The organism is Dyella sp. SG609, from assembly GCF_012275375.1.
Taxonomy (GTDB): Bacteria; Pseudomonadota; Gammaproteobacteria; order Xanthomonadales; family Rhodanobacteraceae; genus Dyella_D; species Dyella_D marensis.
Genome location: NZ_JAAZQJ010000001.1, coordinates 281,812 through 302,986 on the forward strand (window position 1 = coordinate 281,812; position 21,175 = coordinate 302,986).

20 protein-coding genes are annotated in these 21,175 nt (G+C 67.7%); 11 read left to right on the forward strand and 9 right to left on the reverse strand.

Features of this window, described 5'->3' with window-relative positions; genetic code table 11:
• Positions 1–6: 6 nt before the first annotated feature.
• Both FHW85_RS01325 and FHW85_RS01330 read right to left on the reverse strand, forming a co-directional pair.
• Complete coding sequence (locus tag FHW85_RS01325) at positions 7–1,086, reverse strand: phospholipase A (RefSeq protein ID WP_168647076.1); 1,080 nt, start codon at positions 1,084–1,086, stop codon at positions 7–9.
• A gap of 123 nt (positions 1,087–1,209) precedes the next feature.
• Positions 1,210–1,695, reverse strand: a complete 486-nt coding sequence (locus FHW85_RS01330; protein ID WP_168646891.1) for a hypothetical protein — start codon at positions 1,693–1,695, stop codon at positions 1,210–1,212.
• 125 nt (positions 1,696–1,820) lie between these two features.
• Here FHW85_RS01330 and FHW85_RS01335 point away from each other — a divergent pair, with 125 nt between their 5' ends.
• Positions 1,821–3,134: a crosslink repair DNA glycosylase YcaQ family protein gene (locus FHW85_RS01335; protein ID WP_168647077.1), complete on the forward strand. Its 1,314-nt coding sequence runs from the start codon at positions 1,821–1,823 to the stop codon at positions 3,132–3,134.
• 4 nt (positions 3,135–3,138) lie between these two features.
• On the opposite strand, the gene FHW85_RS01340 is transcribed toward FHW85_RS01335, so the two are convergent.
• Positions 3,139–3,603, reverse strand: a complete 465-nt coding sequence (locus FHW85_RS01340; protein WP_167254317.1) for a hypothetical protein — start codon at positions 3,601–3,603, stop codon at positions 3,139–3,141.
• A gap of 391 nt (positions 3,604–3,994) precedes the next feature.
• Between FHW85_RS01340 and FHW85_RS01345 the strand changes: the two genes are divergently transcribed.
• The 7 genes from FHW85_RS01345 to FHW85_RS01375 all read left to right on the forward strand — a co-directional run bounded on the left by FHW85_RS01345 (position 3,995) and on the right by FHW85_RS01375 (position 8,527).
• Complete coding sequence (locus FHW85_RS01345; protein ID WP_026636216.1) at positions 3,995–4,204, forward strand: cold-shock protein; 210 nt, start codon at positions 3,995–3,997, stop codon at positions 4,202–4,204.
• A 254-nt stretch (positions 4,205–4,458) separates the two neighbouring features.
• The gene (locus tag FHW85_RS01350) at positions 4,459–4,674 is read left to right on the forward strand and encodes a cold-shock protein (RefSeq protein ID WP_167254319.1); all 216 of its coding nucleotides are present in this window, start codon (positions 4,459–4,461) and stop codon (positions 4,672–4,674) included.
• Positions 4,675–4,932: 258 nt separating this feature from the next.
• A complete protein-coding gene (locus FHW85_RS01355) occupies positions 4,933–5,154 on the forward strand; it encodes a cold-shock protein (protein ID WP_167254321.1) in 222 nt (73 codons plus the stop codon).
• A 111-nt stretch (positions 5,155–5,265) separates the two neighbouring features.
• A complete protein-coding gene (locus FHW85_RS01360; RefSeq protein ID WP_343203654.1) occupies positions 5,266–6,159 on the forward strand; it encodes an alpha/beta fold hydrolase in 894 nt (297 codons plus the stop codon).
• 55 nt (positions 6,160–6,214) lie between these two features.
• A complete protein-coding gene (locus tag FHW85_RS01365) occupies positions 6,215–7,267 on the forward strand; it encodes an NADH:flavin oxidoreductase/NADH oxidase (RefSeq protein ID WP_168647078.1) in 1,053 nt (350 codons plus the stop codon).
• Positions 7,268–7,281: 14 nt separating this feature from the next.
• The gene (locus FHW85_RS01370) at positions 7,282–8,157 is read left to right on the forward strand and encodes a pirin family protein (protein WP_168647079.1); all 876 of its coding nucleotides are present in this window, start codon (positions 7,282–7,284) and stop codon (positions 8,155–8,157) included.
• Positions 8,158–8,224: 67 nt separating this feature from the next.
• On the forward strand, positions 8,225–8,527 hold the full coding sequence (locus FHW85_RS01375) for a DUF962 domain-containing protein (protein ID WP_167254327.1): 303 nt from the start codon (positions 8,225–8,227) through the stop codon (positions 8,525–8,527).
• A gap of 81 nt (positions 8,528–8,608) precedes the next feature.
• On the opposite strand, the gene FHW85_RS01380 is transcribed toward FHW85_RS01375, so the two are convergent.
• A complete protein-coding gene (locus FHW85_RS01380) occupies positions 8,609–8,998 on the reverse strand; it encodes a cytochrome c (protein ID WP_167254329.1) in 390 nt (129 codons plus the stop codon).
• 155 nt (positions 8,999–9,153) lie between these two features.
• On the opposite strand from FHW85_RS01380, the gene FHW85_RS01385 reads away from it, so the two are divergent.
• Positions 9,154–9,951 (forward strand): tRNA threonylcarbamoyladenosine dehydratase, encoded by a 798-nt coding sequence (locus tag FHW85_RS01385; protein WP_168647080.1) that lies wholly within the window; start codon positions 9,154–9,156, stop codon positions 9,949–9,951.
• Positions 9,952–10,007: 56 nt separating this feature from the next.
• Here FHW85_RS01385 and FHW85_RS01390 read toward each other — a convergent pair whose 3' ends face one another.
• From FHW85_RS01390 to gluQRS, 3 genes are all read right to left on the reverse strand, one after another.
• The gene (locus FHW85_RS01390) at positions 10,008–14,270 is read right to left on the reverse strand and encodes a hypothetical protein (protein WP_168647081.1); all 4,263 of its coding nucleotides are present in this window, start codon (positions 14,268–14,270) and stop codon (positions 10,008–10,010) included.
• A 265-nt stretch (positions 14,271–14,535) separates the two neighbouring features.
• Positions 14,536–15,276 carry an acetoacetyl-CoA reductase gene (phbB, locus tag FHW85_RS01395; RefSeq protein ID WP_167254335.1) on the reverse strand — a complete coding sequence of 247 codons (741 nt, stop codon included), beginning with the start codon at positions 15,274–15,276 and terminating at the stop codon, positions 14,536–14,538.
• Between the two features lie 174 nt (positions 15,277–15,450).
• Positions 15,451–16,317, reverse strand: a complete 867-nt coding sequence (gene gluQRS, locus FHW85_RS01400) for a tRNA glutamyl-Q(34) synthetase GluQRS (protein ID WP_168647324.1) — start codon at positions 16,315–16,317, stop codon at positions 15,451–15,453.
• A 115-nt stretch (positions 16,318–16,432) separates the two neighbouring features.
• Between gluQRS and htpX the strand changes: the two genes are divergently transcribed.
• Positions 16,433–17,320 (forward strand): protease HtpX, encoded by an 888-nt coding sequence (gene htpX / locus FHW85_RS01405; RefSeq protein ID WP_167254343.1) that lies wholly within the window; start codon positions 16,433–16,435, stop codon positions 17,318–17,320.
• A 104-nt stretch (positions 17,321–17,424) separates the two neighbouring features.
• Positions 17,425–19,293, forward strand: a complete 1,869-nt coding sequence (gene htpG, locus FHW85_RS01410; protein WP_168647082.1) for a molecular chaperone HtpG — start codon at positions 17,425–17,427, stop codon at positions 19,291–19,293.
• Between the two features lie 74 nt (positions 19,294–19,367).
• On the opposite strand, the gene FHW85_RS01415 is transcribed toward htpG, so the two are convergent.
• The gene (locus FHW85_RS01415; RefSeq protein WP_167254347.1) at positions 19,368–19,925 is read right to left on the reverse strand and encodes a hypothetical protein; all 558 of its coding nucleotides are present in this window, start codon (positions 19,923–19,925) and stop codon (positions 19,368–19,370) included.
• A gap of 88 nt (positions 19,926–20,013) precedes the next feature.
• A complete protein-coding gene (locus tag FHW85_RS01420) occupies positions 20,014–21,156 on the reverse strand; it encodes an NAD(P)/FAD-dependent oxidoreductase (RefSeq protein ID WP_168647083.1) in 1,143 nt (380 codons plus the stop codon).
• Positions 21,157–21,175 lie beyond the last annotated feature (19 nt).

The following is a 21,175-nucleotide window of genomic DNA, read 5'->3' on the forward strand; positions in this document are numbered from 1 at the left end:
CGGCGCTCAGTACCAGTCGAGCAGCGAGATGCCCACGCCGAGGTAGGTGGCGTTGTGGTTGTAGTCGATCATGCTCTCGCCGTAGCCCTTGAACAGTTCCATATAGGCGCGCAGGTTGCCGGTGATCGGGAAGGCCCAGCTGAGCTGCGCCGCACCGTGGCTGCGGTCGCCGCCGCGCAGCGAGTGGCGCAGCATCAGGCCGAATTCCTGGCCGTTCCATTCGTGCACGATCTGCACGTCGCCGCGGCCCATGTAGTCGCTGATGTCCGGATTGTTGTCGTCCTTGCCGTGCTCCGGCACGCGCCACCACGGGCGGAACATCACCGTCCAGCCGTCGCGCTCGAAGCCGATATTGCCCATCACGCGGTTCCAGCTGCGCGACAGCGGATTGGAGCGGCCGTTGGATTCGTGGTTGATGCCGATGCCGAGCAGGCGGCCGTCCCAGCCTGCCACCTGATAGTTGGTGTTGAAGATCAGCAGCGCTTCGGGTTCGTAGTTGGTCTCGCGGAACGGACGCGAGATCTTGTTGTTGTAGACCTGCCAGCGGGACGACTGCGTATAGCCCACCCACAGGTCGCCTTCGTCGCCGAACACGCCCTGCCACACCTTGGTCTTCAGGCTGAGCTGGAATTTCGCTTCGACATTCTGCAGCTGCTGCGGCGTGCCGACCGTGTTCAGCGGATTGGGGCTGTGCGGCTGCGCGTTCTGGTTGCTGGTGGCGAATACCGGCAGCAGATAAAGCGGCTTGTAGCCGCGCACGTTGAAGGTGCCGAGCTTGCTCTCCGGCGACAGCTCCCAGCGCGAATCGAGCAGGGACATCGGGCGGCTGACTTCCGGATTGCCCTGCGTGGCGCTCTTGTCGGAAGCGAACACGCCCGGCGCCGCGGCGTTCTCGTTCATGCGCTTCTGCGCGGTGGGCAGGTTCACGCGGCCGGTGGCGCGGTCGTAGCAGGCCAGCCGCTGCGCGTCGCTCTCGATCGCGGTGCAGGCGCGGATGTCCATCGGGTCGGGATTCTGCGCATGCGCGCGCGGGCCGAGCAGGCCGGCCGCCAGCAGCAGCGCCAGGGTGACGTTCGTTCGCGTCATTGCGTACTCCACCAGAAACGGGGCGTGAGGAATTCATTGAGGGGAAGGCGCGGCCGAACGCGGGTGCCGCACACGAAAACGCCGGCCGCGGCGGACCGCGGCCGGCGTCAGGGTGCCGGAAGCTCAGCGCTGCTTCAACCAGCGCGCATAGGCGGCCTTGCTCAGATGCTGCGCGCCGCCGGACGCATGCAGGAAGTCGTTGGCGAGCGGCGGATAGGCGGAGGCATCGTCTTCGGTGACGTACGCCTTGCCGTTGGCGAGCGCGGCGAAGTCCGGCGGCGGACCGGCGTCCTTGACCGCGGGCATGCTGGAATTGACGGTGACCTGGCCTTGCGCACTGTTGAACTGCGCGCTGTCCTGGCCGGGTTGCGTTGCGGGTGCGCTCTGCGCCTGCGGCATGGGCTGAGGCATCGGCTGCGGCTGCGCTTGCGGCTGCGGCATGGGTTGCGGTTGCGCCGGTTGCGGCGGCGGCATCGGTTGCGGTTGTGCCTGCGGCGGCGGAGGCGGCAGAGGCATCGGCTGCGCGGGCTGGTTCTGCGCCATCAAGGTGCCGGCGAACAGCAGCGAGCCGGAGGCAAGAAAACTAAGCAGGGGATTGCGGGGATTCATCGTCGATGCTCCATGCCAGAATGACTGGCTCGAGGACGGAAGGCGCGAGGACGTGGAAGCGGCCGCAGTGCCGGGCCGGCATGGCTCGTCCCGCGCTGAGGACAACGCTAACAAAGGCCGGATAAATGCCTGCACAACCATTCGATGTGGTCGGTGTGAAAACTTCGTCGTCGCCGTCTGCACTTCCGCCGGGCAAGCCGCGTCTCACGCTGGCGCAGGCGCAGCGCCTGCAATTGGCCGCACAGGGGCTGCTGCGCGCGCCGCGCCGCCGCGCACGGCGCGCCGACGTGCTGGATGCGATCACGCGCATGCGGCTGCTGCAGATCGACACCATCCACGTGGTGGCGCGCAGTCCTTATCTGGTGCTGCATTCGCGCGTGGGCGATTACGAGCCGGCATGGCTGGACGAAGCGCTTGCGCAAGGCAAGCTCGCCGAATGCTGGGCGCACGAAGCCTGCTTCGTGCCGGCCGCCGACTACGCCTGGCATCGCGCGTGGGGCGTGCGCCGCGGCACGCATTGGGCATACCGCCATGCCGAGCGCATGCATCGCGAACAGCGCGCGGACATGGACGGCCTGCTCGAACGCATCCGCGCCAACGGCGCGGCGCGCGCGGCGGATTTCGAACGCGAGCAACCGGGTGCGGCCAGCGGCTGGTGGTCGTGGAAACCCGAGAAGCGCTGGCTGGAAGCGTGGTTCGCGCTGGGCGAGCTGATGGTGAGCCGGCGCGAGCGGTTCCAGCGCGTCTACGATCTGGCCGAGCGCGTGATCGCGCAGCTGCAGCCATCGTTCGACGACGCGCCGCTGGGCATGGAGGAGGGCGCGCTGCGCCGCCGCTTCATCCTCGACGCCGTGCGCGCGCTCGGCATCACCCAGGCGCGCTGGATCGCCGACTACCACCGGCTCAAGCCGGCGGTGACCGACAGCGAGCTGGCGCCCCTGGTGGCTTCAGGCGAGCTGATCGAAGTGGCGGTGGCGGACTGGAAGGTGCCCGGCTACGTGCACGCCGACCATGCGGACGAGCTGGCGCAGGTACTGCGCGGTGGCCTGCGCGCGACCTATACGGCCCTGCTGTCGCCGTTCGACCCGCTGGTGTGGGATCGCGCGCGGGCGCAGGCGATGTTCGGATTCGAATACACCATCGAGTGCTACGTGCCGGCGGCGAAGCGCCGCTACGGCTATTACGTGCTGCCGATCCTGCGCCGCGGGCAATTGGTGGGCCGGCTCGATGCCAAGGCGCATCGAGCCGAATGTGTATTTGAGGTGAAGGCGCTTTACCTGGAAGAGGGCGAAACGCCGACGCCGGCCTGGATCGCCGACGTGGCCGAGGCGATCGCGGCAACCGCGCGCTGGCACGGCACCCCGAAGATCCGCCTCGGCCGCTGCCGCCCCGCGAGCGTGGCGGCAGCGTTGCGCGCGCACTGGCGCGCCATGGACTGACGGCTCAGTGCGAGCCGCCGCTGGCCGGCACCACCGGCTGCGGCGCGCAGGCCTTGCCGTGCAGGGCCTGGTGCAGCTGGTTGGCCAGCGAGGTGCAGCGGTTGCCGAGCTGCGGGCGGATATCCGGGTCCAGCGAATCGCGCAGCAGGCTTTCGCGCATCGCCTCGTAGCGACCCTCGATCTGGTCCGCCGGATAGATCGCCGCGGCCTGGTGGCAGGCGATATAGGTGTTCAGATAGTTGTCGCAGGCGGGGATGCCGGTCTGGTCCGGCAAGGCCTGGCTGGGCGCGGTTTTCGGCTTGCTGGCGGGGGCGCGGGTGGTGCTGGCGGGCGCCGTGCCGCGGCTGCTGCTGGTGGTTGTGGTGGAGCTCCCGCTGGAGCTGGGTCGGGTGGTTTTGTCGTTGCATCCGGCCAGGACAAGTCCGCCGGCGAGCACGAGCAGGGCGAGGCGCGAGGGAAGTCTGGTCATGAGCATCTCCTTGACTGTCGGCCCCGGGCGGGCCGTGCCGCGATATGGAAAGTTGAGCAACGCCCGGTTGCCAAAAGGCAGTCGCAATAGACACTGAGCGTCGTAAAGAAAAGCTGAATCGAATGGCGTTTTGGGTGAAGAACGGGCGGAAATGCTGCCGTGATTATTTCTGTTCAGTTTTCCCCTTGCACCTGGTTATTCGCTTTCCGCCCTTTGAAACAGCTATGATGTGCGGACTGTGTTTGCCGGGGTCACCTGTTTTGTGACCCGATGCCGCTGATCAGCGATCCGCTTCATCGCCTCACCCCTAGGGTTTTCCTTAGCAGCTCAGTAAGTCGGCCGTTCCGAAGGAACGGCTGAGCCTCAATCAAAACCTTTAGGAGTGTTTCACATGTCTGATCGTCAGATCGGTACCGTCAAGTGGTTCAACGATGCCAAGGGCTTCGGCTTCATCAGCCGTGACAACGGCCCGGACGTCTTCGTCCACTTCCGCGCCATCCAGGGCAACGGCTTCAAGAGCCTGGCCGAGGGTGACAAGGTCAGCTTCAAGGTCGTGCAGGGCCAGAAGGGTCTGCAGGCCGACGAAGTGCAGAAGGCCTGATCCAAGGCATTCTTGATCGATTGAAAAGGCCGGGCAGCGATGCCCGGCCTTTTTTTACGCCTTTCGGCATGGGGTCTTCCCACATACCCGTGCGAAAAATCCGCTATGCTCGGGCCACTGTGTTTGTCAGGTCACGCGTGCCCCGATGTACGGTTTCACCCGCATCGCTCCACCGATTCCCTGCATGCCCAGTAAGTCGTCGGTCGCAAGGGGGAGACCGGCCTGTCTCAGTGTCGATTCGATCGGAGTGAGTCATGTCGGATGGTAATCGTGAAACCGGCACGGTGAAGTGGTTCAACGACGCCAAGGGGTTCGGCTTCATCAGCCGCGAAAACGGTCCCGATGTCTTCGTGCATTTCCGCGCGATTTCGGGTTCCGGATTCAGGAGCCTCAAAGAAGGCCAGAAGGTCACCTTCAAGGTGGTCACCGGCCAGAAGGGGCTGCAGGCCGAGGACGTGGCGCCTGCCTGAGAGGTCGGGGTAAAAACCGCCGCAAAGAACGAAAGCCGGGCAGCGATGCCCGGCTTTCTTTGTTCATGGGCTCCGGCGGCATCACTTATCCTTGAAAAAAAATCGGCTATGCTCGCTTCACTGTGTTCGCTGGCCACGCGCGTGCCCGATGTCCCGGCCCTTGCCTCGCATCGCTTCACCGGTTCCCTGCAGCCCAGTAAGTCGTCGGCCGTAAGGGGGAGGCTGACTTGTCTCAAATCGAATCGATTGGAGTAAGTCATGTCGGAAGGTAATGGCCGTGAAACCGGCACGGTGAAATGGTTCAACGATGCCAAGGGGTTTGGCTTCATCAACAGGGGAAACGGCAAGGAGGACGTCTTCGTCCACTTCCGCGCGATCCAGGGCACGGGCTTCAAGAGCCTGAAAGAAGGTCAGACGGTGACTTTCAAGGTGGTCAACGGCCAGAAGGGCCTGCAGGCCGAGGAAGTGATGCCGGCCTGATCTTCAGGTCGAACCGAACGGAAAAGGCCGGCGCAAGCCGGCCTTTTTCTTGCGCGCCGCCTGCACGGGAACGCGTGCTAGCCTGCCGTTTTTCCGCTGACGGAGTGCGCTGTGCAGGAAGCATCGGCCGAGCTACCGACCGCCATCGCGCCCGCCACGGCCGGCGATGGCGCATCTTCCGAGCTGCTGCTGACGCTTCCCGCGCAGGCGCCGTCGGCCCTGTTGTACTGGCTGCCGGCGATGGGCGTGGCCGCGCGGCATTACCTGCCGCTGGCGCAGGCGCTGGCCGCGCGCGGCATCGCGGTGGCCTTGCACGAATGGCGCGGCATCGGCTCCAGCAACCGGCGCGCCGGGCGGCACAGCGACTGGGGCTATCGCGAACTGCTGCAGCTCGATCTCCCCGCCGGCCTGGCCGCGGCGCGCGAACGCTGCCCGGGCCTGCCCTGCGCCATCGGCGGGCACAGCCTGGGCGGCCAACTCGGCTCGCTCTATACCGGCCTGCATCCGCAGGACTTCGAGGCCCTGGTGCTGGTGGCCAGCGGCTCGCCGTACTGGCGGCGTTTCCGCCGTGGCGCGCTGATCGGTGCGGCCTATGCGCTGGCGCCCGTGCTGGCCGGCCTGGTCGGCCATCTGCCCGGGCGGCGCCTGGGCTTCGGCGGCAACGAGGCGCGCGGCGTGATCGCCGACTGGGCGCGCAGCGGCCGCACCGGCCGCTACGCCGCCGCCGGCCTGCCGGACGACCTGGAAAGCGCCATGGCGCGCGTGCGGCTGCCGATCCTGGCCCTGCGCCTGCGCGACGACTGGCTCGGCCCCCAGGCCTCGCTGGACTGGCTGCTGGCGAAGATGCCGCAGGCCCGGCCCATGCGCGCTGTCCTGGATCCCGACGAACTGGGCGTCCCCGCCGACCACTTCGCCTGGATGAAGCAGCCGGCCGCGGTCGCCGCAGCCATCGCCGATGGCCTGGCGCCGGTCCTGCGCCGCGACCGGGTGCAAGCCGCCTCTTGAAGCGGGGAGCTTTCGCCGGCATGTGGCGGATTCGATTCTTTGCCGGCATCTGCCCATGAAACTGTTCACTCCGTTCGTCCAGCGCAGCCTCACGCTGCGCAACCGCATCGCCGTCGCGCCGATGTGCCAGTACTCCGCCGTCGACGGCATGCCCGACCACTGGCACCTGGTGCACCTGGGCAGCCGCGCCGTCGGCGGCGCCGCGCTGGTGATCGCCGAGGCCACGGCGGTGTCCGCGGAAGGGCGCATCTCGCCGCAGGACGTCGGCCTGTGGAACGACGCACAGCGCGATGCCTGGCGCCCGGTCACCCGCTTTATCGACATGCAGGGCGCCATCGCCGGCGTCCAGCTGGCCCATGCCGGCCGCAAGGCCAGCGCGCAGCGCCCGTGGGAAGGCGGCGGCGCGCTGCGCGAAGGAGCCTGGACGACGGTGGCGCCCTCGGCGATCCCGTTCGATCACGACTGGCACACCCCGCAGGCGCTGGACGACGCGGGTTTGCGCCAGGTGATCGAGGATTTCCGCCGCGCCGCCGAACGCGCGCTCGCCGCCGGCTTCCGCCTGATCGAGCTGCATGCCGCGCACGGCTATCTGCTGCACCAGTTCCTGTCGCCGCTGAGCAACCATCGCCAGGATGCCTACGGCGGCAGCTTCGAAAACCGCACGCGCCTGCTGCGCGAGATCATCGCCGCGGTACGCGAGGTGTGGCCGGCGGAACTGCCGCTGTGGGTGCGCATTTCCGCCACCGACTGGCACGAAGGCGGCTGGGACATCGAGCAGAGCGTGCGCCTGGCGCGCGAGCTGCCGGCGCTGGGCGTGGACCTGGTCGACGTCTCCAGCGGCGGCCTGGTCCCGCACGTCAAGATTCCGCTCGGCCCCGGCTACCAGGTGCCGTTCGCCGCGCGGATCCGCCGCGAGGCGGGCATCGCCACCGGCGCGGTAGGCCTGATCACCGAAGCGGAGCAGGCCGCGCGCATCGTCGAACAGGACGACGCCGACATCGTGCTGATCGCCCGCGAAAGCCTGCGCGATCCGTATTTCCCGCGCCGCGCGGCGCAGCAGCTGGGTGCGTCGATCGACGCGCCGGTGCAATATCGGCGGGCTTGGTAAGCAGGAAAAACGACGTGGACCAGAACCCGCTGCTGATCGAAGGCCGCCTGCACGACCTGGGCGACGGCTTCACCGTGCGCCGGCTTTTGCCGGTGCTGCAGGCCCGCCATGTGGGGCCGTTCGTGTTCTTCGACCTGATCGGGCCGGCTGCCTTCGCGCCGGGCAAGGGCATGGACGTGCGGCCGCATCCGCATATCGGCCTGGCCACCGTGACCTGGCTGTTCGAAGGGGCCATCCGCCATCGCGACACCGTCGGCAGCCTGGCCGACATCCGCCCCGGCGAAGTGAACTGGATGACCGCCGGCCGCGGCATCGCCCATTCCGAACGCACGCCGCCGGACGAGCGCCGCGACGGCCAGCGCATGCACGGCGTGCAGGTGTGGGTGGCGCTGCCGCGGCATGACGAGGAAGTGGAGCCGGAGTTCCACCATCACGGCGCCGATGCGCTGCCGCGCATCCGCCGGCCCGGCGCCGAGCTGGTGCTGATCGCCGGCACGGCTTACGGTGAACGCTCACCGGTGAAGGTGTTCGCGCCGATGTTCTTCGTCGAGGCCACGCTGGAAGCCGGCGCCGAGCTGCCCTGGCCGGACGAGCACGTCGAACGCGGCGTCTGCGTGATCGACGGCGAAGTCAGCTGGGGCGGCTTGAACGTACCCGCCGCACACACGGCGGTGCAGACGGGAGACACCGCCGCCCCGCTGAAGGCCGCCACGCGCAGCCGCGTGATGCTGTTCGGCGGCGCGCCGCTGGATGGCGAGCGGCATCTGTGGTGGAACTTCGTGTCCAGCCGCAAGGAGCGCATCGAGCAGGCCAAGCTGGAATGGCAGGAGCAGCGCTACGGCAAGGTGGCCGGCGACGAGGAAGAATTCATTCCGCTGCCGGTGCGTTGATGCTGCGTCCGCGCATGCGCCCGCGGGGGCGCGGCGCTAGGCTGCAGCGATGCCAGAGGGAATCCGCATGTCCGCTTATGCCAGCTTCCGCGAGTTCTATCCGTTCTATCTGGGCGAACACAGCGACGTGAATTGCCGGCGCATGCATTTCGCCGGCAGCACCCTGGTGCTGGCGGTGGTCGCGTTCGCCGTGATCACCGGACACCTCGCCTGGCTGTGGCTGGTGCCCGTTGCCGGTTACGGCTTTGCCTGGGTCGGCCACTTCGTGTTCGAGAAAAACCGCCCGGCCACCTTCCGCCACCCGCTGTACAGCCTGATGGGCGACTGGGTGATGTATTGGGACGTGCTGCGCGGACGAGTGAAATTGTAGGTTGGGGTGAGCCGCAGGCGAACCCCAACGTTGCCGCATCGTTGGGGTTCGCCTGCGGCTCACCCCAACTTACGCTGGTTTTCAGCGGTATTTCTGGTGGCACGACTGGCACGTCTCCCCCACCGGCTTGAGCGCCGCCGCGAGCGCCGCGCAATCGGCCGGGGCGGCCTGCACCGCGGCCTGCAGCTGGGTATGCAGCTGGTTGGCCTCGTCGATAAAGCCCTGGTCCATGCCGGGGAAGGCGGGGACGATGTCCGACGAGGTCGACAGCAGCCGCTGCAGATGCACGGCATTCGCGGCCGCTTCGCAGCGCTGGCCCTTGACCGCGTTGCGCAGCGCGCCGGAGTGGTGCGCCATCACGTCCATCACCGCATGCGGGAAAGGATTGCGCTGCTTGAGCGCGTTCATGGCGAAGACGGTGCCGACGATGCCGATGGCCAGGCCGAGGACGATCAGAAGTGCTGCGCGCATGCTTTGCCTGATTCCTGCTATGAAACGGACCGCCCGCGAGGTTAGCACGCGGCCTCGCGGCGCCCGCCGCCCGCTCCCGCTAAAATGGCGGGCTTTACGCACCGAACGATCCACCCCATGTACATGATTCCTTCGACCCGCCGCGGAGCGCGCGCATGAACGACGTGGCCTTTCCCGCCGAACGCTTCCAGGGCGTGGAGCGCCTGTACGGCGTGGGCAGCGTGGAGCGCCTGCGGCAGGCGCACGTCTGCGTGATCGGCATCGGCGGCGTCGGCTCCTGGGCGGCCGAGGCGCTGGCGCGCAGCGGGGTGGGGCGGCTGACCCTGATCGATGCGGACGAGGTCTGCGTCTCCAATACCAACCGCCAGCTGCATGCGCTGGATGGCGAGTACGGCAAGCCGAAAGTCGAGGTGGTCGCGGCGCGCGCCAAGGCGATCAACCCGGCCATCCGGATCGATGCCATCGAACGCTTCCTCACCCCGTCCACCCTCGACGAACTGCTGGACCGCGGCTACGACGTGGTGCTCGACGCCTGCGACGCCTTCCGCGTCAAGCTCGAAGCCATCGCCTGGTGCCGCCGCCGCAAGCTGCCGGTGGTGAGCGTGGGTTCGGCCGGCGGGCGCACCGACCCGACCATGATCCGCGTGCGCGACCTCTCGCGCACCGAGCACGACGCCATGTTCAGCCTGATCCGCAAGAAGCTCCGCCAGGACTTCGGCTTTCCGCGCAATCCCGACCGCTACTTCGGCGTGTCGGCGGTGTACTCGCTGCAGAACGTGCAGTACCCGCAGGCGGACGGCACGGTCTGCGGCACGCGCCCGCCGGGCGGCGATGCCTTGAACCTGGCCTGCGGCGGCGGCCTGGGCGCGGCCACCCACGTCACCGGCACCTTCGCCTTTGCCGCGGCGGGCAAGGTGCTGGAGAAGCTGCTGGAAAAGAAACCGGCGGCCTGAAGCCGCCGGTTGTCGTGGTTGGCCATGCCAGGGCGATGGCGCATTCCTTCCGTGGGCTAGGCCAGGATCGTCAGTTCCATGGCCTTGGCGGTGACGCGGTTGGCGCCGGTCACCCGCACGAACAGCGGGAACCTGCCCGGCGTCGGCGGGATCAGCCATTCGCCCCAGGCGTGATCCGGCTCGCCCCCGGCCAGCGCGCTCAACGCCGTCATGCCCAGCAGTTGTCCACCGTGCTGCGGATCGCCGAGGAACACCTCGGCCCAGCCATCGGCACGCTGCACCGGGTCGGCACCGACGCTGATGCGGAAACCGGCGTACCGGCCGCCCGGCAGCTCCGCGTGGTCGGACACCAGTTCGCCATGCGCGTTGCGCACCGCCAGCGGCCTGGCCGGCAGCGTCAGCAGGGCGGGCGCGGCGGGTGCCGACGTGGCCCGCAGCGCCGTCGACGCGACCACCAGCGGGAACCATCCCTCCTTGTTCTGCGCCGGGCTGTCGTTGGTGATGCTGATGGCGTTGTGGGTGGTCGCCTGGCCGCTGGTGCTTTCGACGGTCGGCACGAAGTAGACGGCGCTGTTGTCCGCCAGCACCACGCCGGAGCGGTATTCGTTGCCCGGCTTGACCTTGGCGTTGCCGGTGCTGCTGGAGATGCGGATCACCGAGGCCGACGAGGTCAGCGCGTCGGGGTTGAGCTGCAATCCCGCGTTCTTGAATGCCGCCGACTTCTGCAGCGCCGCAGCCAGCGCATTGAGCACTTCGGCCTGGCCGCCGCCGCCCTGGCTGATGTACTGCACGGTATCCAGCACCCGCTTCTGCTGGTCCTGCAGCACGATCGTGTACTTGACGCCGGGCAGCGGGATATTGCGCAGGCGGATCACCGCGAAATCGGTATGGCGCACGTGCGTCTGCGGAGCCAGCGTGCCGTCCGTGCGTTTCCAGCGGATCTCGTTGTCGGGATCGACCACGGCGTAGATGCGGTATTCGCGCCGGGTGCTGCCCGCCGGCAGCGCGGGCGGTTCGAACGCGCAACGGGCCCGGCCGATGCCGCGCGGCGGAATCACGTATTTGTCATCGGCTGCCGAGCGCTGGCTGTCGGGATGCGGACGCGACGGATCGGCCAGGTTCGCGTCGAGGAATTCGACGGCGGCGGTGCCGATGGTGACGCGGGCGCCGGTTTCCTCGCGCGAGATGCTGTCGACCTCGACGTAGTCGAAGCGCACCTTGACCGGCTTGCTGGCGCCGCCGGGTGCCAGGCCGAGCTTGCTGCCGAGGCTGAAGTTATGCACGCGCACCTCGAGCATCAGCTTGGCGCCCGGCGCCACCGCACCCGATACCGGCGTAAGCAGGCCGGTCGTCTTGCTCGGGGTCGCGTAGTAGGCCAGGCCGCCCCGGATGCGGCGGGCATTGTCGAGCGTGTTGAAGCCCGAGCCATCCGGCAGGAAGCGATACGGCAGATTCAGCGCGGCGTCCGGCGCGGCATAGGTTTTCGCCCACCACTCCTGGCCGACGCCCTCGGTGAAGCTGGTGGCGCTGGACATCTTGAGGGTGCCGTCCTTGGTCGCGTAGAACAGCGGCTGGAACGCATAGCCCATGTTCTTGTTGAAGCTCGGCTTGGTCAGCAGCAGCTTGCGGGTGCGCGCGCCGGTGATGTTCTCCAGGCGCTGGTTGTTCCAGCCGTGGCTGCCGCCCGTCGAGGTCTTGAAACTGGCTTTGAAGTTCGTGCTCATGACGAGATAGTCGGCGTTCGCCTCGAACGAGACCGTCGTGTCGGAACTGCCGCTCAGGGTCTTGCTGTACTCGAAGCTCGAGGTGCCGGCCGCCGTGGTGCTCCAGCTGATGTCCTGGGTTTCGCTGTTGCCGTTGCAGAAATACAGGATCGGCGTGGTCAGCGGTTCGGTCACCGTGACGGTTTGCCCGGGCGTGTCGCCGGGGCGGCGGATTTCGCCCATGTCGGCGGGCGCGTAGGCGACGTTCATTCCCGGCGCCAGCACCGGATAGCTCAGCGCGTTGCCGTTCTGATGGGTGGGCTGGTAGACGTCCGGCAGCGTGCTGCCGTCGCAGGAAACCGCCTGCTGCGGAAACGGGCGCGGCATCGAAATATCGACGAATACGAAGTCGCCGTTGTCCGCGGTGCGCCCCAGCAAGCGGTAGCGATAGATGTCCACGGTGCGCAGCACATAGCTCAGCGCGTCGTCGCTGTTGGTGCTTGCCGACAGCTTGGTGGAAAGGCTGCTGACCGCGCTGCTGAATTCGGTGCTTTTTTCGTTGTAGGCATAGCCGAACTTGACGGTCTCGGTCACGTTCAACGACATGCCGGTTTTCTTGACGTCGCCCATCGTGACGCCCGCGCCGATGGTGAGCTCGTCGCTGTGGTTGAAGGTGTTCGCCACGGTGCTGGTGTGGGTGGTGGTCACCTGTTTGCTCTGCTCGTCGGTATAGGTGACGTTGAAGCCCGCCTGGAGGCTGACGTTGACGATGCCCAGCGGACTCGGCGGATCGTTGTTGGGCAGGTAGTCGATATGCTTGGGCGGCTCCTGCAGGATGTAATTGGTGCTGACGATATTGTTGATGGTGATGCGCACCGGCGGCGCCAGCCGGGTCGAACGCCCCTTGAAATCGTAGGCAACGATGGCGATGCCGGTGTTGCTGGCGTTGTCGAATCCGGGATCGCTCGATGCGTTCTTCTCGTCATAGCCGGCGACGGTGATCCCCTGGTCGCCATCGATGTTGAGCGTGCCCCGGTGCAGCGTGACCACGCCGGGCTTGCCTGAGCCGTTGTTGGTGAGGCTGGCCACTGCCAGGGTGTCGGTCGGCGACGGTGGATTGAGCTGGCCGTCGAACAGATTGGCCGCCTTGGCATCGAGCTGGACGATCAATTCGCCGGTGTCCTGGGTCTGGACTTGTCCATACCAGGCGAAATTCCACGCCGGCGCCGCCGAACCATCGCCTCCGGCCTGCGCCGCCGAGATGGAGAAGCCGACCGCCTTGACGTAGTTGTAAGTCCCTTCGTAGAAGTCGAACTTTCCCCGATTGGTGGCCAGCACCGAATACACCACCGCCAGCTGTTTGCGGCCGAGCGTGTAGCCCTTGGCCGGGTCCAGCCGGTACTGGCCTGCGGCCAGCGCGAACACCTGCTTTCTCGGGCCCTGCAGAAAGACCGGATCCGGCGTCGTGCGGCGGGCCCGGAAGTCGTCCCGGTTGACCGCCTTGTGGTGGTGCCGCACCGCCAGCACCGCGCCCTCTTTGGCGGCGTAGTAAGGATCGCGATCGAGCATGGTGACGATCAGGTTGCAGATGTTGTCGTTGTTTCCGCTGCGGCGGCCGTCGGCGTGATAGATCACCGCTACCTGCTCGCGTCCCAGGCCGGTCAGCACGCCATCGATCCTGCGCTGTCCGGTCAGGCCCAGGAAATCGCCCACCGCCACGTCCAGCCCCGTATTGCCCGTGACGTTGTCGGCGACCGTGATCTTCTCGCGTTGCGCCAGGCTGGCCGTGCGCCTGTCGGCATCGACCGAGTAGTCATAGACGACGGCCTGGATACGGATCTTCTCGGGGTTCGCGCGTTCCGCCGCGTGGTAGACCACCAGGATCTGCCGCTTGCCGTTGCCGCTGAAGTCGCCCGTCTTCACGATCACCGTGCCGGGCCGGCGCTGCGACTCGCCCAGGCGAGGCAGGAAAGCCAGCGGATCCGGCAGTCGGATCGCCGTGTGCGAGCCCGGCAGGCCCCATGCGAAGTTGAACACTTCCAGCGTCAGGTCGCTGCCGGTGGTCTCGCGCACGGTAATGATCTCGTCGCGCGTGCGGCCGCCGACCACCAGGCCGTCGAGGTCGGCAATCGCCAGGGCCCCCGGGGTCTGCATATGCATGTGGTCGGCACGCAGGTCCACGTTGTCCGTGAAGATGAAGGAGGGAAGCGCCGTGCCGGCCGCCGCGGCGGCGCCGCCAAGATTGGAGATCGTCCACGTGACCCGGGCATGCTGGTTATTGATCTTCACCAGCGCATGGCGCTTGAGCGCAAAACATTCGTCGTAGTCGTCCGTCATGACCCGCCCCACGGCGACGGCATGGCGCAGATAAGCATCCGATGTGCCATCGGCGGCGTCGAAGTCGTGGGACTTCGACTCTTTCAGCTGTCGATTGTCCTTGAACAGATGCGCGTTGAACCTGGCTCGCGCATCGTTTCTGGACCAGGTCAGCACGCCAAGGCCTTCGTCGCGAAACAGTACGCGGCTGTTGGCAGTCCCGAACGGATCGGCGGCGCCCGGACCGGCCGCTGCATGGAGCGACGGCGTGGCAAGAACTTCTTTCGCATCGACGGACATGGCATTCCCCTGGGTGATGACGGTCGCCCGGCGGATGCCGGGTGCAACCACGGAGGGGCGACGCTATCGCCTCGAACGGGCGCGGTATGTAGCACAAATGCGCCACATGGCCGGGGCGGCGGCGTCCGCATCGAAATGCAAACGGGCAGGCCCAAGGCCCGCCCGTCAGGGGGCGCGCCCGCAGCGCGCCGTTCGATTTTCCTCACCGTCATCCCGGCCCGCGCCGGGATGACGGCTTCGTGCTATTTGAGAAGACGCAACGCTCTTACCAGCCCATGTAATGGCCACCGTTGATGGCCAGGTTGGTGCCGGTGATCCACGCCGCCTCCTCGCCGGTGAGGAAGGCCACCGCATGGGCGATCTCCTCCGGCTTGCCCAGGCGACCGACCGGGATCTGCGCCACGATCTTCTCGCGCACTTCCTCCGGCACCGCCATCACCATGTCGGTGGCGACGTAGCCCGGCGACACCGTGTTCACGGTGATGCCGAACTTGGCGTTCTCCTGCGCCAGCGAAATGGAGAAGCCGTGCATGCCGGCCTTGGCCGCGGCGTAGTTGGCCTGGCCGTACTGGCCCTTCTGGCCGTTGATCGAGCTGATCTGCACGATGCGGCCCCACTTGCGCCCGCGCATGCCGTCGATCACCGGGCGGGTGACGTTGAAGCAGGCGTTGAGGTTGGTGTTCACCACGTCCATCCACTGCTGGTAGCTCATCTTGTGGAAGGTGGTGTCGCGGGTGATGCCCGCGTTGTTGACCAGGATCTCGACCGGGCCGGCCTGGGCCTCGATCTCGCGCACCATGGTTTCGCACGAAGCCGGATCGGACACGTCGCCCTGCACCAGCACCACGTCGTAGCCTTCCTGTTTCATCGCGGCGCGCCACGCCTCAGCCTTGGCCGGGTCGCGGTAATTGGTGGCGACGCGATGGCCCTGGCGGGCCAGATACCGAACGATGGCGGTGCCGATGCCGCCCGTGCCACCCGTGACCAATGCCGTGCGCTGCGTCATGCCGTTGTCTCCATAGATGCGCGAAGAGTGCGAGAAAGCCGAACCAGTGTTGCCAAGCCATGTTGATAGGGAAACATGGCAATTCGTCGACGTAAGGAAACCGCCATGCGCGCGATGCGCTGCGCCGTGGCGGCTCGGTCTTTATAGCGGTTTATGCGGCCGGAAGGCAGCGCTTCAGCAGGCCAGGCGTTCGCTGCAGTGCGGCAAACGCGTGGGATCGAAATGCGCGAGCGCCTGGGACAGCAAGGCCTCGGGATGGTTCGCTTCCATCCCGCAGGGAAGTTCGAGAAAACGCAGGGCGCGGCGTAGGGCCGGCAGCGGATCGCGCGGATCGACCGGATGCGCATTTTCAGACTTCGAGAGCTTGCGCCCCTGCGCATCCACCGCCAGCGGCAGGTGCAGATAGGTCGGCGAGGCCAGTCCCAGGCAGCGCTGCAGCCAGAGCTGGCGCGGAGTGGAATCGAGCAGGTCGTTGCCGCGCACCACCTGGGTGACGCCCTGCCAGGCATCGTCCACCACGCAGGCCAGCTGGTAGGCGTAGAAGCCTTCCACCCGCCTGATCACGAAATCGCCGGCCGACTCGCGCAGGTTCTGCCGCTGCGGGCCTTGCAGGCCGTCCACGAAGCCCACCTCCACGTCAGGCACGCGCAAGCGCCAGGCCGGCGCGCGCGACGGATCCGGCGCCGCCACGCAGCGCCCGTCGCGATGCATGCCGCCGGCCGCGGCCAGGTCGGCGCGGCTGCACCAGCAGGGGAAGACCTGGTCGCGCTCGCGCAGCTGCTCGAAGGCCGCTTCGTAAGCGTCAAGGCGATGTGATTGGAACAAGGCCGGTTCATCGGCGACGAGTCCGAAGGCGGGCAGGGCGTCGAGGATGCCGCGTGCCGAATCGGGCACTTCGCGCGGCGGGTCGATGTCCTCCATGCGCAGCAGCCAGCGGCCCCCGGCGTGGCGCGCGCACAGCCAGCTGGCCAGGGCGGCGACGAGGGAACCGAAGTGGAGTTGGCCGGTCGGAGAGGGGGCGAAGCGTCCGCGATAGGTCATCCATGCATTGTAGGGGGCAGCGGCGCGGCCGCTCTTGAAACCGGTACGCTTTGCCACGATTACTTGCGTGCGGCCTCGCCGCATTCCCTTTTCATGACTGCCCAGAGAGACAGCCATGCGTCGCATCGCACTGTTCCTGCTTACCAATATCGCCGTCCTGTTCCTGCTCAGCATCGTGTGCCGGCTGCTCGGCATCGACCAGTGGGCCGCCTCGCGCGGGCTGGGCGGCATGCCCGGCCTGCTGGCCTACGCCGCCGTGTTCGGCATGGGCGGCGCCTTCATCTCGCTGGCCATGTCCAAGTGGATGGCCAAGATGTCCACCGGCGCCCGCGTGATCGAGCAGCCGCAGAACGAGGGCGAGCGCTGGCTGCTCGACACCGTGCGCCGCCACGCGCAGAACGCCGGCATCGGCATGCCCGAGGTGGCGATCTACGACGCGCCGGAAATGAACGCCTTCGCCACCGGCATGAGCAAGAACAGCTCCCTGGTGGCGGTCAGCACCGGCCTGCTGCAGCAGATGGACCGCGAGCAGGTGTCGGCCGTGCTGGCCCATGAGATCGGCCACGTCGCCAACGGCGACATGGTTACCCTGACCCTGATCCAGGGCGTGCTCAACACCCTGGTGATCGTGGCGGCGCGCCTGGTCGGCCGCGCGGTGGACAGCTGGCTGTCCGGCGGGCGCGAGCGCGACGGCGGCGGCATCGGCTACTTCGTGTCGGTGATGGTGCTGCAGCTGGTGTTCGGCCTGTTCGCCTCGATGATCGTGATGGCCTTCTCGCGCTGGCGCGAGTTCCGCGCCGACGCCGCCGGCGCCCAGCTGGCCGGCCGCGGCGCCATGATCTCGGCCCTGCAGCGCCTGCAGGCCAACCACGGCGAGAGCACCCTGCCGCAGACCATCGCCGCGTTCGGCATCTCCGGCCACCTGGCCTCGGGCTTCCAGCGCCTGTTCATGAGCCACCCGCCGCTGGACGAGCGCATCGCCGCGCTGCAGCAGCGGGCCTGAGCACAGGGTTTTTCCCAGGAGGCGGGCGCGCGGCGCCCGCCTCCCTTGTTATGGTTCGACATCGTCAACGTTCCGCATCAGCCATCCACGCCAACACAGCGTCCATGACTATGACCACCGAAACCCGCAAGTTCGAAGCCGAAGTCGCCCAGGTCCTGCACCTGGTCACCCATTCGCTGTACTCGCACAAGGAAATCTTCCTGCGCGAGCTGATTTCCAACGCCTCCGATGCCTGCGACAAGCTGCGCTTCGAGTCGATCGCCCAGCCCGAACTCCTGGCCGGCGACGGCGAGCTGCGCATCGACGTGAGCTGGGACCCGGCCGCGCGCACCGTCACCGTGCGCGACAACGGCGTCGGCATGAGCCTGGACGAAGTGGTGGCCAATATCGGCACCATCGCCAGTTCCGGCACGCGCCGCTTCCTGGAGGCGATGAGCGCCGAGCAGAAGACCGACGCGCGCCTGATCGGCCAGTTCGGCGTGGGCTTCTATTCCGCCTTCGTGGTGGCCGACCGCGTCACCGTGCTGACCCGCCGCGCCGGCGCGCCGGCCGGCGAGGGCGTGAAGTGGGAGAGCGACGGCAAGGGCGAGTACTCGCTGGAGGGCCTGGATCTGGCCGAACGCGGCACTACCGTGATCCTGCATCTGAAGGCCGGCGAGGACGAATTCCTGCAGCCGTGGACGCTCAAGTCCCTGATCACCCGCTATTCCGACCACGTGGCCTTCCCGATCCGCATGCCGCTGGAAGCGGACGGCAAGCCGGGCGAGGAATGGGAAACCGTCAACGCCGCCTCGGCGCTGTGGACCAAGCCCAAGTCGGAGATCAGCGACGAGGACTACCAGAGCTTCTACAAGTCGCTCGGCCACGACTTCAACGACGCGCTGGCCTGGACGCACAACCGCGTCGAAGGCAGCCAGAGCTTCACCACCCTGCTGTACATCCCGGCGCAGCCGCCGTTCGAGCTGATGATGGGCGGGCGCGACGAGCGCAAGGGCCTGAAGCTGTACATCAAGCGCGTCTTCATCATGGACGCCGCCGAGGAGCTGCTGCCGAACTACCTGCGCTTCGTGCGCGGCGTCGTGGACGCGGACGACCTGCCGCTCAACGTCAGCCGCGAGATCCTGCAGCAGAACCGCCAGCTCGAGCGCATCAAGAGCGCCTGCGTGAAGCGCGTGCTCGACCTGCTGGAAAAGCTGGCGCGCGACGAACCCGAAAAATTCGCCACCTTCTATAAGGCCTTCGGCAACACGCTGAAGGAAGGCATCGTCGAAGACCACGCCAACCGCGAACGCATCGCCAAGCTGCTGCGCTTCGCCTCGACCAAGGGCGAGGGCGCGGCGCAGACGGTGTCGCTGGACGACTACATCGGCCGCATGGCGCCGGGCCAGGAAACCATCTGGTACATCACCGCCGACAGCCACGCGGCGGCGCTGGGCAGCCCGCAGCTGGAGGCGTTCAAGGCCAAGGGCATCGAAGTGCTGCTGATGTCCGACCGCATCGACGAATGGATGCTCGGCAGCCTCAGCGAATACGCCGGCAAGAAGCTGCAGAACGTGGCCAAGGGCGAGCTGCCGCTGGACGAGGCGGACAAGCAGCGCCAGGAAGAAGCCAGCAAGGCCGCCGAGCCGCTGCTGCACAAGCTGAAGGAGCTGCTGGGCGAGCGGGTGAAGGACGTGCGCGTGTCGGCGCGCCTGACCGATTCGCCGTCCTGCCTGGCGCTGTCGGATTTCGAGATGGCCCCGCATCTGGCCCGCCTGCTGCGCGAAGCCGGGCACGACGCGCCCGAGAGCAAGCCGACGCTGGAGATCAATCCGCGCCACGCCCTGCTGCAGCGCGTGGAAGCGGAGGGCGACGAAAGCAAGGCGCGCGACCTGGCCAACCTGCTGCTGGAGCAGGCGGAGATCACGGCCGGCGCGCAGCTGCCGGATCCGGCGGGCTTTGTGCAGCGCATGAACCGCGTGCTGCTCGGCTGAGCGAAGCATCCATTCGCGCATGAAAAAAGCCCGCCGGTGACGGCGGGCTTTTTTTGTGGACTCGGGCCTGAGGCTCAGCGGCCCCGGCTGGCCGGAGGCGTACCGCCCGGATTGCCGGCCGGCGCGTTCATGGACGGCATCGACTGCAAGGCGCGCTCGGCACCGGTCGGATAGCCGAACCCGCCCTGGTGGCCGTCGAAGCGCGGAGCATGCATGCGCCGCGGCCAATCGTCATTGGCCAGCATCAGCCGGCGCCCATCCAGGTTCACCCAGTGCCAGCGGCCGATCGGCACCGGCTGCGCGGACAGATAGGCGAAGCCGGCGTCGTACTTGCCGTCGTCGCGCGGCGAAGCTTGCAGCGCGACGTTGATGATGCACTGGCTGCTGATCGCCTTGCCCTTCCAGTGCGCGGGGCCGGAGACCATCTCGTCCAGGTTGGTGCGCAGCAGCCGTTCCATCACGGGAGGCAGCTCGCGCGCCGGCGAGGCGCTGGTGATCTTGCCCGCGGCGTCGACGTTGACCAGGACGGGCAGGGTTCTTAGGGGAAAATCGCTGAGCGATTCGCTCGCCATCGCCGCCTGCGAGGCGACGAGCGACAAGCCCAGTACCGCGAGGAAATGCATGCGCTTCATGGCTGGCTCCTTGGCTGGAGGGTGGGGGCCTCCGGGCCGCTGTCGCGGCCTCCTCCCGCGCGGACTGTGATCCTGGCCCGGGCCGGTGTCAACGCGGCAGGGCCGCGGCGAGCCGGGCGATGCGCCGCGCCTCGATGCCGATCTCGCGCAGCTGCCCCGTTGGCGAGGGACTCTGGCCGCAGAAGAACAGCCCCGGCGCGGCGGCCGCACCGGTGACGCGCGGCTGGCCCTGTGCATCGAGCGCTTCGGGCGTGCCAGGCAGCAGCGTGCGCAGGTCGGGGCGGAAGCCGGTGGCGAGGATCACCGCGTCGAAGGCTTCGGTTACCGCCTTGCCGCCGGTAGCAGGCGAGGGTTCGAACGCCACGCCCTCGGCGGTGAAGTGTCCGATGCCGCCGCGCACCTTGATCCGTCCGGCGCGGATCGCCGCCACCGTGCCGATATCCAGCAGCGGAATCTTGCGGTCCTCGGCGATCATCCGGCGCGGCCCCTTGGATGCCTTCACCAGGCCCAGGCGTTCGATGGAACCGACGGCGAGGCGGATCGCCGGCGCGTTGAGCGCATCGGCCAGGGCTGGCGGCAGGGCGGCCTGGCTGACCGCCCAGGTGAGGATGGGCAGGCCAAGGAGCTCGCGCGGCAGGATGCAGACCGGACTGCGCACTGCCAGGGTGGTATCGACGCCGGCATCGGCCAGGTCCAGCGCGATCTCGCCGCCGGAGTTGCCGAAGCCCACCACCAGCACGCGGCGGCCGGCGTAAGGCGCGGGGTTGCGGTAGCTGCTGCTGTGGATCACGTCGCCGCGGTATTGGGCCTGCCCGGGCCAGGCCGGTACGTGCGGGAAATCTGCCCAGCCGGTGGCGATCACCACGATCGGCGCGTTCCATGCGCGCGTCGGCGTTTCCACCCGCCAGCCGTGTTCCGTGCGCAGAACGGCGCGCGCGGCGCTGCCGAATTCCGGCCGCAGCTCGAAGTGCGCCGCATAGCTTTCCAGATACGCCACCACCTGCGCCCGCGACGGATAGCGCGGATAGTCGCGCGGCATCGGCAGCCCCGGCAGGCCGGAATGGCCGCGGTCGGTGTGCAGGTGCAGGCGGTCGTAGTGGCGGCGCCAGACCGCGCCCACCGTGGCGGCCTTCTCCAGGATGACGCTGCGCAGGCCCTGCTCGCCGAGCATGGCGGCGCAGGCCAGGCCGGCGGGGCCGGCGCCGATCACCAGGGCGTCCGTGTCGCTCATCGGTGCATGCCTTCGTCGG

Excerpts from the sequence above, each read along its gene's own strand:
- FHW85_RS01325 (WP_168647076.1), bottom strand. The coding sequence starts at position 1,086 with ATGACGCGAACGAACGTCACCCTGGCGCTGCTGCTGGCGGCCGGCCTG.
- FHW85_RS01330 (WP_168646891.1), bottom strand. The coding sequence starts at position 1,695 with ATGAATCCCCGCAATCCCCTGCTTAGTTTTCTTGCCTCCGGCTCGCTG.
- FHW85_RS01335 (WP_168647077.1), top strand. The coding sequence starts at position 1,821 with ATGCCTGCACAACCATTCGATGTGGTCGGTGTGAAAACTTCGTCGTCG.
- FHW85_RS01340 (WP_167254317.1), bottom strand. The coding sequence starts at position 3,603 with ATGACCAGACTTCCCTCGCGCCTCGCCCTGCTCGTGCTCGCCGGCGGA.
- FHW85_RS01345 (WP_026636216.1), top strand. The coding sequence starts at position 3,995 with ATGTCTGATCGTCAGATCGGTACCGTCAAGTGGTTCAACGATGCCAAG.
- FHW85_RS01350 (WP_167254319.1), top strand. The coding sequence starts at position 4,459 with ATGTCGGATGGTAATCGTGAAACCGGCACGGTGAAGTGGTTCAACGAC.
- FHW85_RS01355 (WP_167254321.1), top strand. The coding sequence starts at position 4,933 with ATGTCGGAAGGTAATGGCCGTGAAACCGGCACGGTGAAATGGTTCAAC.
- FHW85_RS01365 (WP_168647078.1), top strand. The coding sequence starts at position 6,215 with ATGAAACTGTTCACTCCGTTCGTCCAGCGCAGCCTCACGCTGCGCAAC.
- FHW85_RS01375 (WP_167254327.1), top strand. The coding sequence starts at position 8,225 with ATGTCCGCTTATGCCAGCTTCCGCGAGTTCTATCCGTTCTATCTGGGC.
- FHW85_RS01380 (WP_167254329.1), bottom strand. The coding sequence starts at position 8,998 with ATGCGCGCAGCACTTCTGATCGTCCTCGGCCTGGCCATCGGCATCGTC.
- FHW85_RS01385 (WP_168647080.1), top strand. The coding sequence starts at position 9,154 with ATGAACGACGTGGCCTTTCCCGCCGAACGCTTCCAGGGCGTGGAGCGC.
- FHW85_RS01390 (WP_168647081.1), bottom strand. The coding sequence starts at position 14,270 with ATGTCCGTCGATGCGAAAGAAGTTCTTGCCACGCCGTCGCTCCATGCA.
- phbB (WP_167254335.1), bottom strand. The coding sequence starts at position 15,276 with ATGACGCAGCGCACGGCATTGGTCACGGGTGGCACGGGCGGCATCGGC.
- gluQRS (WP_168647324.1), bottom strand. The coding sequence starts at position 16,317 with ATGACCTATCGCGGACGCTTCGCCCCCTCTCCGACCGGCCAACTCCAC.
- htpX (WP_167254343.1), top strand. The coding sequence starts at position 16,433 with ATGCGTCGCATCGCACTGTTCCTGCTTACCAATATCGCCGTCCTGTTC.
- htpG (WP_168647082.1), top strand. The coding sequence starts at position 17,425 with ATGACTATGACCACCGAAACCCGCAAGTTCGAAGCCGAAGTCGCCCAG.
- FHW85_RS01415 (WP_167254347.1), bottom strand. The coding sequence starts at position 19,925 with ATGAAGCGCATGCATTTCCTCGCGGTACTGGGCTTGTCGCTCGTCGCC.
- FHW85_RS01420 (WP_168647083.1), bottom strand. The coding sequence starts at position 21,156 with ATGAGCGACACGGACGCCCTGGTGATCGGCGCCGGCCCCGCCGGCCTG.